The sequence below is a fragment of the Nonomuraea thailandensis genome, from assembly GCF_024172165.1.
GTDB lineage: Bacteria > Actinomycetota > Actinomycetes > Streptosporangiales > Streptosporangiaceae > Nonomuraea > Nonomuraea thailandensis.
Genome location: NZ_JAMZEB010000002.1, coordinates 4,598,980 through 4,613,925, shown reverse-complemented (window position 1 = coordinate 4,613,925; position 14,946 = coordinate 4,598,980). Strand labels below are relative to the sequence as shown.

Here is a 14,946-nt window from a genome sequence, read left to right as displayed (position 1 = left end):
GCCGGTGAGCCACTCGCTGGCCCGATCCCACCAGGCGCGTTCGCTCGCCGGAACCCCGGCCGCCACGCGCGCCCTCCGCCTGGCTCCGGGCGGAGGCGGGGACGGCCGGTAGGGCCAGGCTCCCGAGGAGCGCCACGCCGACCACGGAGATCCCGAACACTCGGGACCTGTCGCCTCCGATGAGGGGTGCTGAGGGCGGCGTCAGTATGAGCGGACGGCGTCATAGATCCGTCATGAGCACCGCGCAGCCGTTAGAGCTCGTAGTCCTGGGCCAGCTCCTCCCAGCGGAGGTCGCGAAGGACGTGGTCGGCGTCGTCGCCGGAGGGGACGTCCGTGGTGGGCTGGAACCACACGACGGTGAGAGAGGAGCGGTACAGCACCGGGTCGTGGACAGGGCTGATCGCCGTGGAGCGGAAGGCGCCGGCGCAGGCCACGGAGGGCAGCACCTCGACCGGGCCGAACGCGCCCGCGGTCCGGTCCGGGTACTCGAGGGGCGGCGGAACGAGATGGACCGGAGCGGCGGGAAAGGCGCGTTCGGCGGTCCGCAGGAGACCGCGGACCTCCATCTCGTTGACGGGCTTGCACGGATAGCCCTCCAGCATCGCGCTGTACGTCGCGTACAGGCGCAGCTCGAAGAGCTCGATCGGACGGCCGGACCGCAGGACCAGGCGGCTCAGTGACATGCCGACACCCTACGCACGAGATCCACTTCGAACGCCCCGTTCGCCCCCGGTCAGGACACTGCTGCTCCGACACCAACTGCCTCCTGCTCGGGCTGATCATCGAGACCTTCTCCGCGCGCCGCTCCGTGTCCGCCGCGCCGGTGGCCGACGGCCGGGCGGGGTCACGTGCTCTTCGCGGTGCGGTGCAGGCGCAGGGCGGAGACGAGGAAGAAGACGCCGCCGATGGTCGCGTACCCGGCGAGGCTGGTCAGCGATGCGGTCGGCGTACCGGCCTGGAGGATGAACGCCGTTCCGGCGACCGTGGAGATCGCCCCGCTGAGGATCATCGCCCACTGGCCGCCGAGCCGGCGGCGGCCGACGGCCACGATGAGCTGCACGATCCCGGCGGTGATCGCCCACGCGCCCCAGACCCGCAGCACCGCGGCCACGCCCGAGGCTCCCGCGATGGCCAGGCCGATGGCGGTGAGCAGGCTGAGTGCCAGGTTGACGTACAGGGCCGCGGCGGGGCGTGCGGTCTTCGAGACGCGCAGGTCGGTGATGGCCGCGGCGACGTCGAACAGCGGATAGATCACGAGCAGCGCCACGCTGACCGGGCCGGAACCCGGCCCGGTCAGGACCAGCAGGATCGCCCAGACGAGGGCGAATCCGAATCGCACCACGTAGAGGTTGCGCAACGCCGCTGCGGTGCGGCCGGCGTTCGTGTCGATGACGGTGGTCATGGCCTTCTCTTCTCGACGGAGGGAGTAGGTAGAATGACTAGTAACTCTACCGAGGCGAAACGGTAACCCGGAGGTCAGGTCCGGCGCAAGGGGCAGGGAGGAAGGGCGCGTATGATCTCGTTCATGAACAGCCCCATGCGTGAACGCCTCCTGGAGGCGGCGAGCGAGCTGTTCTACGCGCACGGGCTGCGCGCCGTGAGCGTCGACAAGGTCATCGACCTCGCGGGCACGACGAAGGTGACGTTCTACCGGCACTTCAAGAGCAAGGACGACCTCGTCGTCGCCTACCTCGAACGCCGCGCGGCACTGGAGCGCGACGGCATCGGCGGAGCGATCAAGCAGGGTGACGGCGACGTCGAGGCCACCCTGCGGGTGATCTCGGAGGCGATCGGGCTCATCGCCTGCGCGCCCGGCTTCCGCGGCTGTCCCTTCATCAACGCCGCCGCCGAGTACCCCGACCCCGACAGCCCGATCCGCAAGGCCGTCGACGCGCACCGACGCTGGAACAGGACGACGTTCGAGCAGCTCATCGCCCCGCTCGGTCTCGCGGACCCCGCGGAGGCCGCCGACGACCTCATGCTGATCCGCGACGGCGCCATGGTCGCCGGATACCTCGACCAGCCGGCCACCGTCGCCGCCTCCTTCCTGCGCAGCAGCCGGGCCGTCCTCGGCACCGGCCGCACGACCCGGAGCTGAGCCACCCGGGTCGTCCCCCCGGGAAGGGTTCGCGAGGCAAGCGCGTTGAGGCGAGGGTGGCGGGTGGGCCCGCGATGACTTGGAGGAACGGAAGCCGATGAGCCTTCGCCAGTTCGAGTACGCCCTGGCGGTCGCGGCGGAGGGCTCGGTGACGGCGGCGGCGGAGTCGCTGCGGGTCGCCCAGCCGTCGATGTCCCAGCAGATCCGCAACCTGGAGCGCGACCTCGGCGTGACCCTGTTCACCCGGACGCCGGCCGGGCTGGTGCCCACCGCGGTCGGCCGGGCGTTCCTGAAGGAGGCGGAGGTCGCGGTCAGCGCGGCCCGGCGGGCGCGGGCGACCGCGCGGGCCGGCGCGGACGACCTGGCGGGCGAGCTGGTCGTCGCGGCGCAGCTGGGCTTCGGCACGCGGCAGCTCCCGGGCGCGCTGGGGGCGCTGCGGCGCCGCTTCCGGCGGCTGGAGGTCACCGTCTTCGAGGAGTCGAGCTCCGCCGAGCTGGACCGGCTGTGCCGCAAGGGCGCGCTGGGCCTCGCCCTGATGGCGGCGTGCGAGCGCAGCCCCGCGAACGCCCACCACCTCGGCGAGGAGGAGTTCGTCGCGGTGCTGGGCGCCGGGCACCCTCGGCTCGCGGCGGACCGGGTCGAGCTGCGCGAGCTGGAGGGCGGGCCGTGGATCAGGTTCGACCGCGACAGCGCACTGGACGGCGTGCTGCTGGAGGTCTCGCGGAACAACGGCCTGACCCCGGCCACGGTCGCCCGCGTCTCCCAGACGGCGACAGCCGTGCGATGGGCCGCCCACGGCCTGGGAGTGACGCTCGTCCCGGCCTCCGCGGTGCCCCGCGGGTACGAGCACCTCGCGCGTCCGGTGTTCCCGGCCGTGTCCCAGCCGGTCATCGCCGTGGTCCGGTCCGACGCGGGCCCGGCGGCGACCGCCCTGCTGGAGCTCCTGCGTCAGGAGAGCTGGGACGACTCCGCCTCCTTCCATCGGCCAGGCGCCGCGGAGCCGGTCAGAGCTGGGTGACCCCGCCGTCCACGGCGAGCTCGACGCCCGCGGTGTACGTCGCGTCGAAGGCGAGGAACGCGGCCGCGACGGCGATCTCGGTGAGAGTGCCGAAACGCCGCATGGGATTGTCCGTGACGCGCTCCGCCTTGAACCGCTCGGCCTCCTCCTTGGTCATGGAACGCTCCAGCGTCCCCGTGTCGATGGGGCCGGGGCTGATCGCGTTGACGCGGATCGCGCGCGGCAGCAGCTCGCGGGAGAGGCTGCGCGCCATGGAGCGCAGCGCCGCCTTGCCGGCCGCGTAGACACTGGTGTCCAGCATGCCGACGGCGCCGGCGACCGAGGTGGTGAGGACCACGCCGGCGCCCGCGTTCAGCAGCGGGGCGAGCTTCTGCACGGTGAAGAAGGCGCCCTTGACGTTGACCGCGAACAGTTCGTCGTACACCTCCTCCGTCGTCGACTCGAACGGCGTGAGGAGGGAGACGCCCGCGTTGACGAACAGGGCGTCGACCGTGCCGAGCTCGCCCTTCACCCGGTCGGCCAGCGCGTCCAGGTCGGACAGCGAGGACACGTCGCCGCGGAAGGCCGCCGCGTTCTCGCCCAGCCGCTCACGCGCGGCGTCGAGCGCGTCCTGAGAACGCCCGGTGATCACCACACGGGCCCCGCCGGCCGCCAGCAATCCCGCGATCGCCAGACCGATGCCACTGCTGCCACCGGTGACCACGACATTCTTCCCGATGTGATTCCGCATGCCGATGAATCCCTTTCTCTTCGATGTGCCGGCGTCAGTTCCGGGGATATTCGCCGCCGTCGACGGAGAAATAGGTCCCCGTGGTCCAGCGCGCCCGGTCGGACACGAGAAAGAGCACCGCGTCGGCGATGTCGTCGGGCCGGCCCTCGCGCCCCAGCGGGGGAGTGCCGATCGCGCCCGATTCCCCGTCGCCGCCCGCCCACCGCCTGCGAGTCTCCTCGCCGCCGGGCGTGGCGGTCCTGCCGGGGCCCAGGGCGTTGACCCGGACTCCGTACGGCGCCAGCTCCGCGGCCAGGGCCCGGCTGTAGCTCTCCAGCCCCGCCTTCGCCGCCTGGTAGTGCGCGAACGCCGGCACCGGCGGGAGCAGCGCGGCCGTCGAGATGTGCACGATCGCCCCCGACCCCCGCTCCCGCATCCCCGGCGCCAGCAGGGAGTTCAGCCGCACCGCCGCCAGCAGGTTCAGCTCCAGCGCGTCCTGCCAGTCCCCGGCGGGGATCGTCAGGGCGCCGCCGTCCGCGTTCGCCTGCGCGCCACCCGCGTTGTGGACCAGGATGTCCACCCCGCCGAGCGTCTCGTGCGCGGCCTCGGCCAGCGCCTGCGCCCCGGCCTGCGTCCGGATGTCGGCCGTCACGAACGCGGCCCCCTCCGGCGCCGTGTACGCGGCCGACCTGGCGGTGGCCAGGACCTCGGCGCCCGCGTCGAGGAACTGCCGCACGACGGCCGCTCCGATTCCGCGGGAACCGCCTGTGACGAGGGCTCGCTTTCCTTTGAGCTCTCGCGTGTCATATTCGTTCGCGACCGTGGTCATGTCGCCGTTCCTTTCGATTGCGTGCGCATTGACGGTACGCCGGGAAAAGAACGGCAGGCAAAGATGAAATGTCAGCAGCCCCCATAGGGGATTCCTATACCGCGGAGACCGTCGCGGTCGTTTCGGCACTTACGACCGGATGTTCCGTACCTGCTCAGCGACATCCTGAGCGGACAGCCGGATGGTGTCCAACCGCGGGCCGCGTGCGGTGAACTCCGCCTGCTGTTCGTACGGCGCACGGAACTTCGCCGGCGTCAGGAACACCGGCCGGGTCCCCGCTCGCCTCTCCGCTCCGGCGAAGCCGACCGTCAGTTGCAGGATCAGCGGGTCGAGCCAAGGCGCGGGGAAAGATCTTCCCCCTTCCCGAGCCCAAGTCGTTCTGCTTCGGCGCCGTCATCGTCATCCACACCCATGCCGGAAACAAGGACGGGACGGCGGTGATGAACGCGAGCGCGGGATCCACGACGGACCCGCGCGACATCAAGGTCCGGACGCACATCGAGCCGGTCTATCCGGACGACGACATCGCCTGCAACGACGTCACCCTGGAGACCAAGTCAACTGCCGGAAAGCCGACGAGCACCTGTGCCGGCATCAACAGGCCGAGTTGGCGTACCGACACCATCGCCGACTTCGAGGTGGACGGCAGGGACGAGTTCGTCTTCCGTTCCGCCGGTGACACGTCGGGTACAAGAAGGGCTGCCTCCTCATCGGGGCCAACCCGGTCTTTGTCATGTCCCGTACCAACATCAAGAACGGGCAGGTGGCACAGCCTCTCCATGAGGCCTTCTACCAGCCGGACCACACGGCTCCGGTCTTCAAGAACAGCTCAGGAGGGATCATCAGGAAGGGCAGGTGACCAAGGCCTGCAGGGAATGGTTTCCCGACGCCGCCGACGACGAACGCCCAGACGGAAGTTCCTGGGCCCCTGGGAGAGAAGAGCGATGAACGCCGACCAGGAGAACATGGTCGTCCACGTCGCCTGGTGCCAGGGGCTCAGCACTGCGGAGGTCGCACGCAGACTCCGGGCGGAGCCAGGCTCCGCTCATGAACGGAGAGTCGGCGACATCGGTGTGGGCGTCCGGCAGGCCGATGAGGACGACGGTGCCGTCCTCATCGGCCCCGCCGGGACCTGGAGCGTGATCCGGCAGGTCCAGGGCTGGGATTGCACCAGGAGCGCGACCGTCGCGGCGCTGTCGGACCACGGCGGGCAGGCCCTGGGCATCGGGTGGGACGTCAACGGCAACGAGCCTCTCTTGTACGCCGTGGACGGGCGCGTTCTGGTCCGCATGGACTTCAACTGGCCGGACGACCGCCAGGGCGCCGATCCTCACGCGCTGGACCCGTACCTGGACGGGGTGGAATTCGGCGACCCCGATGACGTGGAGGAGAACACGAACGCGGCCCTGACCCTGATCGGGCGTGTTACCGGACACCCGCTCGACCGCGCGCGGCTGGATGCGACCCACATCGGCTACGTCATTCCCGCGGACGCCTGGTGATCCTGATCGTCCAGCGGGACCCGGGTCAGGCGGGTTCGCCACCGGCTGCAGCGTCCAGGCGTTGTGCCTGCTGCTGCAGGTGGGACAGCATGGCCTTGCCCGCGGGAGTGAGAGCCCGAGCGCCGGGCAGGGTCACCCCGACCTGGCGGCGCACCGACGGCAGCGGCACGCGCAGCTCGAGGAGCCGGCTGTCGGTCCTGACGAACAACGCGGGCAGCGCGGCGATCATGTCGGTCTCCAGGAGCAGCGACCGGATGGTCAGGATCGAGGTGCACTCGGTGCGGTCGCGCGGCAGCGGCAGGTCGCTGCGGCGGAAGACCTGCTCCAGCTCCTGCCGCAGCGAGGTCTGCTCCAGAGGCAGGATCCACGGGTAGGCCAGCAGGCCGGCCAGCGTCCGCGCCTCGGCGGCCGGGTGCCCCTCGCGGGCCACCAGCAGTACCGGCTCCTCGTAGAGGGGGAGCTGGCGCAGGCCGGGGTGGTCCTCGATCGGGTTGAGGCGGCCGAGGATCACGTCGAGGTCGCCGTCGATGAGGCGCGGCACCAGGGAGTCGAACGTGCCCTCCCTGACGATCACGGTGATGCCGGGCCGGTCGGCCTTGAGGGCGGCGATGGAGCGGGGGAGCAGCACGTTCGTGGCGGCGAGCAGGGTGCCCACGGTGACGGTGCCGGCGTCGCCGTCGGCCAGGCCCGCGATGCGCTCGCCCGCGCGGCGCAGCTCGGCCTGTACGGCGCGGGCGTGCTCGATGAACGCCTCGCCGAACACGGTCGGGGTGACGCCGCGCGGCCCGCGGACGAACAGCTCGACGCCGAGGAGGTGCTCCACCTCCCGCAGCCCGCGCGTGACGGCGGGCTGGGCCAGGTGGAGGTGCTCGGCCGCGCGCAGGACGCTGCCCTGGTCGGCGATGGCCGTGACGAGCACGAGGTGGCGGAGCTTGAGCCGGCCGCTCAGCAGGTCCAAGGGGCGGGATATCACCGAATCATCATATGAAGACGACGATGGTGCACTATTTTGCTATGTCGGCGGTGGCGGGGCGGTCGCCGAGGCGTTCGGCGTCGTTGCGCGGGATCACCAGGGCCGCGCCCAGGCTGATGGCCGACACCACGGCCAGGTAGGCCGTGATCGACAGGGACGTGCCGGTCGAGGCGAACAGCGACGCGGCCACCAGCGGCGTGATCCCGCCGCCCAGCAGGGACGCGAGCTGGTAGGCCACCGACGTGCCGGAGTACCGGATCTCCACCGGGAAGAAGCTCGCGGTCAGCGTCCCCTGCGGAGCGTGCGTCATGGCCAGCACCGCGCCCATGACCAGCATGAACACCGCGATGAGCACGGTGTTGCCGGTGTTGACGACCGGCAGGATGGTCAGCGCGCCCGCCAGGAGCACCACCGAGCCCCAGGTGAAGACGGCGCGCAGGCCGAGCCGGTCGCCGAGATGCGCCCAGATCGGCGCGGTGACCAGCCAGACGGCGGCGCCGCCGATCACGCAGGTCAGCAGGAAGGTCCGTGACAGGCCCGCCGCGGACTCGCCGTAGCCGAGGATGTAGACCATGAAGACGTAGGCCAGCGCGCTGTTGCCGATGATGACGCCGATGGTGTGCAGCACCTCGCGCCAGTGGTCGCGCAGCACCACCGCGATCGGCAGCCGCACCGGCTTGCGGCGCTCCACGAGGCCGGCGTAGTCGGGGCTCTCCTCGATGCGCAGCCGCAGGTACAGGCCCACCACGACGAGCACGATGCTGAGCAGGAACGGCACCCGCCAGCCCCACGCCATGAAGCTCTCCTCACCCAGCAGGGACGACGTGCCGAGGAAGACGGCGTTGGCGCAGAGCATGCCCGCCGGCGTGCCCATCATCGGGAACGCCCCGAACAGGCCGCGGCGGCCCTTCGGGGCGTGCTCCATCGTCAGGACCACCGCGCCGCCCAGTTCGCCGCCGAGCCCGATGCCCTGGGCGATGCGCATCACCACGAGCAGGACGGCGGCCCACACGCCGATGCTGTCGTACGTCGGCAGCACGCCGATCAGCGTGGTGCCGATCCCCATGATGAGCAGCGACGCCACGAGCGTGTTGCGCCGCCCGATCCGGTCGCCGAAGTGGCCGAACACGATGCCGCCGAGCGGCCGGGCGAGGAACCCGACGGTCATGGTGCCGAAGGAGGCGATGGAGCCGGCGACCGGGTCCATGGCCGGGAAGAACTGTTTGTTGAATACGAGGGCGGCGGCCGTGCCGTAGAGGAAGAAGTCGTACCACTCGATCGCGGTGCCGATGAAGGCGGCCCGCGAGACGCGGCGGGCGGCCTGGCGGCGGTCTGTGTCCATCACACCTGTGCCTTCCGATGGGGGTAGGGACGAGGATGCACGCAGGTGGTATGCCAGGACGAATACCGATGTGCGCCTGCGATATATCCGGATGGACATATGACGGGATGGAGATAGCTCGGCGCACGAAGGGTATTGGACTGTTATGGCGGGCGGTCACGAGAATGGCCGCCATGAAGCCCGCGCACTACGTCAACGGCGTCTTCACGACGGCGGGGACGCCTTTCCCGCTCCGCTCTCCCGTCGACGGACGCCAGATCGCAGCCGTACCCGAGGCCCCGCGCGAGACGGTGGACGAGGCGGTGCGCGCCGCCCGCGCCGCGATGGACGGCGCCTGGGGCCGCAGCACCACCGAGGAGCGGTGCGCGTACCTGCGCCGGATCGCCGACGGCATCGAGGCCAGGTTCGAGGAGTTCGTCGCCGCCGAGACGGCCGACACCGGCAAGCCGCGCGAGCTGGCGGCGACGGTGGACATCCCGCGCGCCATCGCCAACTTCCGCGCCTACGCCGACCTCGCCTACGGCCGCCCGGAACGCGCGTACCCGACGAGCGTCCCCGGCTGGAGCGGCAGCGGTCAGGCGCTGAACTACACCGTGCGCCGCCCCCTCGGCGTGGTCGCCGTCATCTCGCCGTGGAACCTGCCGCTGCTCCTGCTCACCTGGAAGGTCGCCCCCGCGCTCGCCGCCGGCAACGCGGTCGTCGCCAAGCCGTCGGAGGAGACCCCCTCGACCGCGACGCTGCTGGCCGAGGTGATCGACGCGGCCGGGCTGCCGGCGGGCGCGTTCAACCTCGTGCACGGCCACGGCGCCGGCGCGGCCGGGGAGCACCTGACCGCGCACCCGGGCGTGGACGCGATCGCCTTCACCGGCGCCTCCGCCACGGGCAGCGCCATCATGCGCAACGCCGCCGCGCACGTCACCCCGGTCTCGTTCGAGCTGGGCGGCAAGAACGCCGCCCTGGTCTTCGCCGACGCCGACCTGGAGGAGGCCGTCGAGGGCACGCTGCGCTCCAGCTTCACCCACTCGGGTCAGATCTGCCTGTGCACCGAGCGCGTCTACGTCCAGCGGCCCGTCTTCGACGCCTTCACCGGCGCGCTCGCCGAGCGGGCCGCGGCGCTGCGCGGCTACGGGCCGATGATCTCGGCCGGGCACCGCGACAAGGTGCTGTCCTACTACCGGCTGGCGGCCGAGGAAGGCGCGACGGTGCTGGCCGGTGGCGGTGTCCCGGAGTTCGGCGACGCCCGCGACGGCGGCTACCACGTCGAGCCGACCGTCATCACGGGGCTGCCGCAGAGCGCGCGGACCGTGCGTGAGGAGATCTTCGGGCCGATCTGCCACGTGGCGCCGTTCGACGAGGAGGACGAGGCCGTGCGGCTGGCCAACGACAGCCCGTACGGGCTGGCCGCCACGCTGTGGACCACCGACCTGTCGCGCGCCCACCGCGTCGCGCCCCGCATCGAGGCCGGGATCGTCTGGGTGAACTGCTGGAACCTGCGCGACCTGCGCACCCCCTTCGGCGGCGTCAAGGCCTCCGGCATCGGCCGCGAGGGCGGCGAGTACTCGCTGGACTTCTTCTCCGAGCCCGTGAACGTGTGCGTCAAGATTTGAGGACCTCAGTGACTTCCGTGACAGACGACCATCGCGCCGCCGCCGCGCGGCTGCTGGAGGCGTACGCGTCCGGCCGGCCGTGCGAGCCGGTCCGCGACCTGGTCGACGGCCTGGAGTCGGCCTACACCGTGCAGAGCCTGCTCACCGAGCGGTGGCTCGGCGAGGGCCGGCGGCTCACCGGCCGCAAGATCGGGCTGACCAGCGAGGCCGTCCAGCGGCAGCTCGGCGTCGGCTCGCCCGATTTCGGCGCGTTGTTCGCCGACATGGCCGTGCCCGACGGCCAGGAGATCCCCGCCGGAGCCGTGCTGCAGCCGCGCGCCGAGGCCGAGGTCGCGCTCGTGCTGGAGCGCGACCTGCCGCACGAGCGGCACACCGTCGCCGACGTGATCGCCGCGACCGCGTTCGCGCTGCCCGCCATCGAGGTGGTCGGCAGCCGCATCCGCGACTGGGACATCACGCTGGCCGACACCGTCGCCGACAACGCCTCCTCCGGCCTGTACGTGCTCGGCACCCGCCCCGTCCTGCTGCGCGAGGTGGACCTGCGGCTGGCCGGGATGGTCATGGAGCGGCGCGGCGAGCAGGTGTCGACCGGCGTCGGGGCTGCCTGCCTGGGCCACCCGCTGCACGCCGCCGTCTGGCTGGCCGACACGCTGGCCGTACTCGGGCAGCCGCTCCGGGCCGGCGACACGGTGCTGACCGGGGCGCTCGGCCCCGTCGTCCCGGTACGGCCGGGTGACGTGCTGGAGGCCCGCATCGACGGGCTCGGAGACGTGCGCGCGGCCTTCGCCGCCGCGGAAGGGGAGACCACGTGAACGTGCCGCCCGAACTCCTGGACGACGAGGTGAACGCGCCGGCCGGACTCCTGGACGACGAGGTGAACGCGCTGGCCGGGCTGCTGGACGAGGCCGCCCTGGCGGGCCGTGCCGTCCCGCGCCTGACCGGCACGGCCGACCTCGGCGTGCCCGCCGCCTACCAGGTGCAGCGCGCCACCATCGAGCGGCGGCTGGCCCGCGGCGAGCGCGTCATCGGCGTCAAGATGGGCTTCACCAGCCGCGCCAAGATGGTCCAGATGGGCGTGGACGACGTCATCTGGGGCCTGCTCACCGACGCCATGCTCGTCCGGAACGACCTCGACACCGCCGGCCTCATCCACCCGCGGATCGAGCCGGAGATCGCCTTCCTGCTGGAGCGGCCCGTACGCACCCCGGCCGACGCCGCGGCGGCCGTCGGCGGCGTCGCCGTCGGCTACGAGGTGCTCGACTCCCGCTACGAGGGCTTCAGCTTCACCCTGGCCGACGTCATCGCCGACAACGCCTCGGCCTGCGGGTTCGGCCACGGCCCCTGGCACCGCCCGCGCGACGTCGCCAACCTCGGCCTGCTCATGGAGATAGACGGCCGGCCGGTGGCGAGCGGCTCGTCGGCCGCCATCCTCGGCGACCCGCTCCGCTCCCTGACCGCCGCCGCCCGGCTGGCCTCCGCCGCCGGCATCGAGCTCCAGCCCGGCTGGGTCGTGCTCGCGGGCGCGGCCACCGCCGCCGTCCCGCTGCCCGCCGGCGCGCACGTGCGCGTCGCCGCCGCCGGGCTCGGCCACGTGGAGGTGACCACCCGATGACGAACGACGCTCTGCTGGTGGAGGGCAAGGCCCGCCCTCGCGGCCGGTTCCCGCACGTCAGGCGGGCAGGCGAGTTCGTGTTCGTCTCCGGCACCAGCTCGCGCCGCCCCGACGGCACCTTCGCCGGGGCCCGCGCGGACGAGCTGGGCACCACCAGCCTCGACATCCGCGAGCAGACCAGGGCGGTCATCGAGAACGTCGCCGACCTGCTCGCCGCCGCCGGAGGAAGCCTGGCCGACGTGGTCAGCGTGACCACGTACCTGGTCAACATGAACGACTTCGGCGGCTACAACGAGGTCTACGGCGAGTTCTTCGACGAGAGCGGCCCCGCCCGCACCACGGTCGCCGTCCACCAGCTCCCGCACCCGCACCTGCTCATCGAGATCTCCTGCATCGCCCATCTACCGCAGAGGAGCCGGCCATGATGCCCCCCTTCAACCTCCAGAAGTGGATCGACGAGCACCAGGATCTGCTCAAGCCGCCGGTCGGCAACGCGCAGATCTGGAAGGACGCCGATCTCATGGTCACCGTCGTGGGCGGGCCCAACCAGCGCACCGACTTCCACGACGATCCCATCGAGGAGTTCTTCTACCAGCTCAAGGGCGGCATGGTGCTGAGGGTGATGGAGGAGGAGGGCAAGCCGCCCGTGGACCTCCAGATCAGGGAGGGCGACGTCTTCCTGCTGCCGCCGCACGTCCGGCACTCGCCGCAGCGGCCGGTGCCCGGCTCGATCGGGCTGGTCGTCGAGTTCGCCCGGCCGCAGGGCGATCTGGACGCCTTCGAGTGGTACTGCATGAGCTGCCACCGGCTCGTCCACCGGGCCGAGGTGCAGCTCGAGTCGATCGTGGACGACCTGCCGCCGGTCTTCCGCGCCTTCCACGAGGGCGACCGCACCTGCCCGCACTGCGGCGCCGAGCACCCCGGCAAGGACTGGCCGGACGAGCTGCGGCCGGTGGTCCGGTGACGGTGATCGACGTTCACACGCACGTCTTCCCGCGGATCACCCGCGAGGAGGCCAGGATGCTCGCCGGCGCGGGGGAGCCCTGGCTGCGCGAGGGCATGATGATGAGCGGCGAGGACGACTACCGCCCCGTCACTCCGGAGCTGTGGGACGCCGGGGCCCGCGTGGCCGCCATGGACCGGACCGGCGTGGACGTGCAGGCGGTCTCCTCGACGCCGCTGCTGTTCGGCTACGCCGCCGACGCGGCCCGCGCGGCCGAGTGGTGCGCCATGGTCAACGACCGGATCCTGGCCTACTGCGCGCAGGCCCCCGACCGGCTGCTGCCGCTGTGCCAGGTGCCGTTGCAGGACGCGGGCCTGGCCGCCAGGACCGTCAGCGAGGCCAAGGAGGCCGGGCACCGCGGCGTGCACATCGGCAACCACGTCGGCCCGCGCAACCTGGACGACCCGGACATCGTGGCGTTCCTCGCGCACTGCGCCGAGCAGGACATGCCGGTGCTCGTGCACCCCTGGGACATGCTGGGAGCCGACCGCATGTCAGGCCACATGCTGCCGTGGCTGGTCGGCATGGCGGCCGAGACGCAGCTCGGCATCCTGTCGCTGATGCTCTCCGGCGCGTTCGAGCGGCTGCCGCGCTCGCTGCGGCTGTGCTTCTGCCACGGCGGGGGCAGCTTCGCCTTCCTGCTCGGGCGGGCCGACAACGCCTGGCACAACCGCGACCTCGTACGCGCGCACTCGCCCCGGCCGCCGTCGGCGTACACCGACCGCTTCCACGTCGACTCGGCCGTGTTCGACCCGCGCGCGCTGCGGCTGCTGGTCGAGGTGATGGGCGCCGAGCGGGTCATGCTGGGCACCGACTTCCCGTTCCCGCTCGGCGAGCAGGAGCCGGGCTCGACCGTGCGCGACTGCCCCGAGCTGGACGACGCCGCCCGCGCGGCCATCCTCGGCGGCAACGCCGCGGCCTTCCTCGGGCTCGCGCGATGACGTCCGCCCGCACCCCCGCGGGGCCGGCGCTCGCCCGCACACCCCTCGGCACGCTGCGCGGCCTCGCCGAGGGCGGGGCGCTGGCGTTCAAGGGCGTGCGGTACGCCGCGCCCGCCCGGCGCCTGACCGCGCCGGAGCCCGCCACGCCCTGGGACGGAGTGCGGGACGCCGTCACGCCCGGCCCGCCCGCGCCGCAGCGGCCCGGCCGCATGGCCTGGGTGCCCGGCCTGGAGCTCGACCCCGCCACGTCGGCGGAGGACTGCCTGCACCTCAACGTCTGGACGCCCTCCTGCGAGGGCAGCCGGCCGGTGCTGGTGTTCCTGCACGGCGGCGCGTTCGTGTTCGGCTCCGGCGCCCAGGCGATGTACGACGGCACCGCCCTGGCCCGCGACCACGGCCTGGTCGTGGTGACCGTCAACTACCGGCTCGGCCTGCCCGGCCTCTGGTACGGCGACGGCGTGCCCGCCAACCTGGCCCTGCGTGACCAGATCGCCGCCCTGAACTGGGTGCGCGGCAACGCGGCGGCCTTCGGCGGCGACCCCGCCCGGGTCACCCTGGCCGGCCACTCGGCGGGCGGCACCTGCGTGCTGGCCCTCATGACCTGCGCCCCCGGCCTGTTCGCCAGGGCCGCGGCCATGAGCCCCGTTCCGTACGGCTTCCTCACCCCGGGCCAGGCCCGCGCCTGGACGGGGACGGCCGCCGAGGCGCTCGGCGGCCGGGACCCGTACGAGGTGCCGCTCGCGGACCTGATGGCCGCCGAGGCCGCGGCCGTCGGCGCCCGCGCCGAGCCCGGGCACGTGAGCGCCCGCGCCGGGAGCGGAGCCGCGGCGGCCGGCGGGCTGCTGCCCGTGGCGCCCGTCGTGGACGGCGACCTGCTGGCCGTCCACCCCGTGGACGCGATCCGCGCGGGCACCGCCGCGCCGGTGCCGCTCCTGGTGACGACGACGGCCGAGGAGACCCGCCTGTTCACCGCCATCGGACAGGAAGGCCTGGACACCCAGGAGATCTTCGGCGGCCCCGCCGACGAGATCGTCACGGCCCACCGCGCCCCCGCCCGTCACCTGGTCTGCCGCCACCGCTCGCCGATGAGCCACGACGGGGTCGCCCTGGGCGCCTGCCACCTCGTGGACGTGCCCCTCTACCTCGGCACCCACGGCACCCCGCTCACGGGCGACGGCCCCGCGGTGGCGGAGACGGCGCGGTCCATGAGCGAGGAGTTCGCCCGGTTCTGCCGCGGCGGCAAGGAGGACTGAGCGGTTCCCGCCGGCCGTGACACAACCATGACATCGCGCTGACGACGCGAGGACACTTC

At 72.4% G+C, this 14,946-nt stretch carries 17 protein-coding genes; 10 read left to right on the top strand and 7 right to left on the bottom strand.

All coding sequences use genetic code 11. The annotated features are described in order from the left end of the window. Nucleotides 1-251: 251 nt before the first annotated feature. The gene (locus HD597_RS24750; protein WP_253745089.1) at nucleotides 252-683 is read right to left on the bottom strand and encodes a hypothetical protein; all 432 of its coding nucleotides are present in this window, start codon (nucleotides 681-683) and stop codon (nucleotides 252-254) included. Nucleotides 684-844: 161 nt separating this feature from the next. Continuing rightward, nucleotides 845-1,402: a hypothetical protein gene (locus HD597_RS24745; protein ID WP_253745088.1), complete on the bottom strand. Its 558-nt coding sequence runs from the start codon at nucleotides 1,400-1,402 to the stop codon at nucleotides 845-847. 123 nt (nucleotides 1,403-1,525) lie between these two features. Here HD597_RS24745 and HD597_RS24740 point away from each other — a divergent pair, with 123 nt between their 5' ends. Both HD597_RS24740 and HD597_RS24735 read left to right on the top strand, forming a co-directional pair. After that, a complete protein-coding gene (locus tag HD597_RS24740) occupies nucleotides 1,526-2,098 on the top strand; it encodes a TetR/AcrR family transcriptional regulator (protein ID WP_253745087.1) in 573 nt (190 codons plus the stop codon). Between the two features lie 97 nt (nucleotides 2,099-2,195). Then, nucleotides 2,196-3,116, top strand: coding sequence for a LysR family transcriptional regulator (locus HD597_RS24735; protein ID WP_253745086.1), 921 nt, complete (start codon nucleotides 2,196-2,198; stop codon nucleotides 3,114-3,116). On the opposite strand, the gene HD597_RS24730 is transcribed toward HD597_RS24735, so the two are convergent. The 3 genes from HD597_RS24730 to HD597_RS24720 all read right to left on the bottom strand — a co-directional run bounded on the left by HD597_RS24730 (nucleotide 3,103) and on the right by HD597_RS24720 (nucleotide 5,435). Next, nucleotides 3,103-3,846, bottom strand: coding sequence for an SDR family oxidoreductase (locus tag HD597_RS24730; RefSeq protein WP_253745085.1), 744 nt, complete (start codon nucleotides 3,844-3,846; stop codon nucleotides 3,103-3,105). The genes HD597_RS24735 and HD597_RS24730 overlap by 14 nt on opposite strands. Nucleotides 3,847-3,880: 34 nt before the next feature. Continuing rightward, nucleotides 3,881-4,654 carry an oxidoreductase gene (locus HD597_RS24725; RefSeq protein ID WP_253745084.1) on the bottom strand — a complete coding sequence of 258 codons (774 nt, stop codon included), beginning with the start codon at nucleotides 4,652-4,654 and terminating at the stop codon, nucleotides 3,881-3,883. 508 nt (nucleotides 4,655-5,162) lie between these two features. Next, on the bottom strand, nucleotides 5,163-5,435 hold the full coding sequence (locus HD597_RS24720; protein ID WP_253745083.1) for a hypothetical protein: 273 nt from the start codon (nucleotides 5,433-5,435) through the stop codon (nucleotides 5,163-5,165). Nucleotides 5,436-5,598: 163 nt separating this feature from the next. Here HD597_RS24720 and HD597_RS24715 point away from each other — a divergent pair, with 163 nt between their 5' ends. Continuing rightward, nucleotides 5,599-6,156, top strand: a complete 558-nt coding sequence (locus HD597_RS24715) for a DUF6461 domain-containing protein (protein ID WP_253745082.1) — start codon at nucleotides 5,599-5,601, stop codon at nucleotides 6,154-6,156. A gap of 25 nt (nucleotides 6,157-6,181) precedes the next feature. Here HD597_RS24715 and HD597_RS24710 read toward each other — a convergent pair whose 3' ends face one another. After that, the gene (locus tag HD597_RS24710) at nucleotides 6,182-7,129 is read right to left on the bottom strand and encodes a LysR substrate-binding domain-containing protein (protein ID WP_253745081.1); all 948 of its coding nucleotides are present in this window, start codon (nucleotides 7,127-7,129) and stop codon (nucleotides 6,182-6,184) included. Nucleotides 7,130-7,160: 31 nt separating this feature from the next. Continuing rightward, nucleotides 7,161-8,471, bottom strand: a complete 1,311-nt coding sequence (locus HD597_RS24705; RefSeq protein WP_253745080.1) for an MFS transporter — start codon at nucleotides 8,469-8,471, stop codon at nucleotides 7,161-7,163. Between the two features lie 173 nt (nucleotides 8,472-8,644). On the opposite strand from HD597_RS24705, the gene HD597_RS24700 reads away from it, so the two are divergent. Genes HD597_RS24700 through HD597_RS24670 form a run of 7 tightly spaced genes read left to right on the top strand, consistent with a single transcriptional unit; the run spans nucleotide 8,645 to nucleotide 14,887 of the window. Then, the gene (locus HD597_RS24700) at nucleotides 8,645-10,078 is read left to right on the top strand and encodes a 2-hydroxymuconic semialdehyde dehydrogenase (protein ID WP_253745079.1); all 1,434 of its coding nucleotides are present in this window, start codon (nucleotides 8,645-8,647) and stop codon (nucleotides 10,076-10,078) included. 17 nt (nucleotides 10,079-10,095) lie between these two features. Continuing rightward, nucleotides 10,096-10,890 (top strand): 2-keto-4-pentenoate hydratase, encoded by a 795-nt coding sequence (locus tag HD597_RS24695; RefSeq protein ID WP_253745078.1) that lies wholly within the window; start codon nucleotides 10,096-10,098, stop codon nucleotides 10,888-10,890. After that, nucleotides 10,887-11,690, top strand: a complete 804-nt coding sequence (locus tag HD597_RS24690) for a 2-keto-4-pentenoate hydratase (RefSeq protein ID WP_253745077.1) — start codon at nucleotides 10,887-10,889, stop codon at nucleotides 11,688-11,690. The genes HD597_RS24695 and HD597_RS24690 overlap by 4 nt, the downstream gene beginning before the upstream one ends. Further along, entirely contained in the window at nucleotides 11,687-12,115 is a 429-nt protein-coding gene (locus HD597_RS24685) for a RidA family protein (RefSeq protein WP_253745076.1), read from the top strand. Before HD597_RS24690 ends, HD597_RS24685 begins: the two co-directional genes overlap by 4 nt. After that, nucleotides 12,112-12,654, top strand: coding sequence for a 3-hydroxyanthranilate 3,4-dioxygenase (locus tag HD597_RS24680; protein ID WP_253745075.1), 543 nt, complete (start codon nucleotides 12,112-12,114; stop codon nucleotides 12,652-12,654). Before HD597_RS24685 ends, HD597_RS24680 begins: the two co-directional genes overlap by 4 nt. Continuing rightward, nucleotides 12,651-13,634 carry an amidohydrolase family protein gene (locus HD597_RS24675; protein ID WP_253745074.1) on the top strand — a complete coding sequence of 328 codons (984 nt, stop codon included), beginning with the start codon at nucleotides 12,651-12,653 and terminating at the stop codon, nucleotides 13,632-13,634. Before HD597_RS24680 ends, HD597_RS24675 begins: the two co-directional genes overlap by 4 nt. Further along, nucleotides 13,631-14,887 (top strand): carboxylesterase family protein, encoded by a 1,257-nt coding sequence (locus HD597_RS24670; RefSeq protein ID WP_253745073.1) that lies wholly within the window; start codon nucleotides 13,631-13,633, stop codon nucleotides 14,885-14,887. The genes HD597_RS24675 and HD597_RS24670 overlap by 4 nt, the downstream gene beginning before the upstream one ends. Nucleotides 14,888-14,946 lie beyond the last annotated feature (59 nt).

Bases quoted from the DNA above. Each gene is read 5' to 3' on its own strand.
- HD597_RS24750 (WP_253745089.1), bottom strand. From the start codon at position 683: ATGTCACTGAGCCGCCTGGTCCTGCGGTCCGGCCGTCCGATCGAGCTC.
- HD597_RS24745 (WP_253745088.1), bottom strand. From the start codon at position 1,402: ATGACCACCGTCATCGACACGAACGCCGGCCGCACCGCAGCGGCGTTG.
- HD597_RS24740 (WP_253745087.1), top strand. From the start codon at position 1,526: ATGAACAGCCCCATGCGTGAACGCCTCCTGGAGGCGGCGAGCGAGCTG.
- HD597_RS24735 (WP_253745086.1), top strand. From the start codon at position 2,196: ATGAGCCTTCGCCAGTTCGAGTACGCCCTGGCGGTCGCGGCGGAGGGC.
- HD597_RS24730 (WP_253745085.1), bottom strand. From the start codon at position 3,846: ATGCGGAATCACATCGGGAAGAATGTCGTGGTCACCGGTGGCAGCAGT.
- HD597_RS24725 (WP_253745084.1), bottom strand. From the start codon at position 4,654: ATGACCACGGTCGCGAACGAATATGACACGCGAGAGCTCAAAGGAAAG.
- HD597_RS24720 (WP_253745083.1), bottom strand. From the start codon at position 5,435: ATGGAGAGGCTGTGCCACCTGCCCGTTCTTGATGTTGGTACGGGACAT.
- HD597_RS24715 (WP_253745082.1), top strand. From the start codon at position 5,599: ATGAACGCCGACCAGGAGAACATGGTCGTCCACGTCGCCTGGTGCCAG.
- HD597_RS24705 (WP_253745080.1), bottom strand. From the start codon at position 8,471: ATGGACACAGACCGCCGCCAGGCCGCCCGCCGCGTCTCGCGGGCCGCC.
- HD597_RS24700 (WP_253745079.1), top strand. From the start codon at position 8,645: ATGAAGCCCGCGCACTACGTCAACGGCGTCTTCACGACGGCGGGGACG.
- HD597_RS24685 (WP_253745076.1), top strand. From the start codon at position 11,687: ATGACGAACGACGCTCTGCTGGTGGAGGGCAAGGCCCGCCCTCGCGGC.
- HD597_RS24680 (WP_253745075.1), top strand. From the start codon at position 12,112: ATGATGCCCCCCTTCAACCTCCAGAAGTGGATCGACGAGCACCAGGAT.
- HD597_RS24670 (WP_253745073.1), top strand. From the start codon at position 13,631: ATGACGTCCGCCCGCACCCCCGCGGGGCCGGCGCTCGCCCGCACACCC.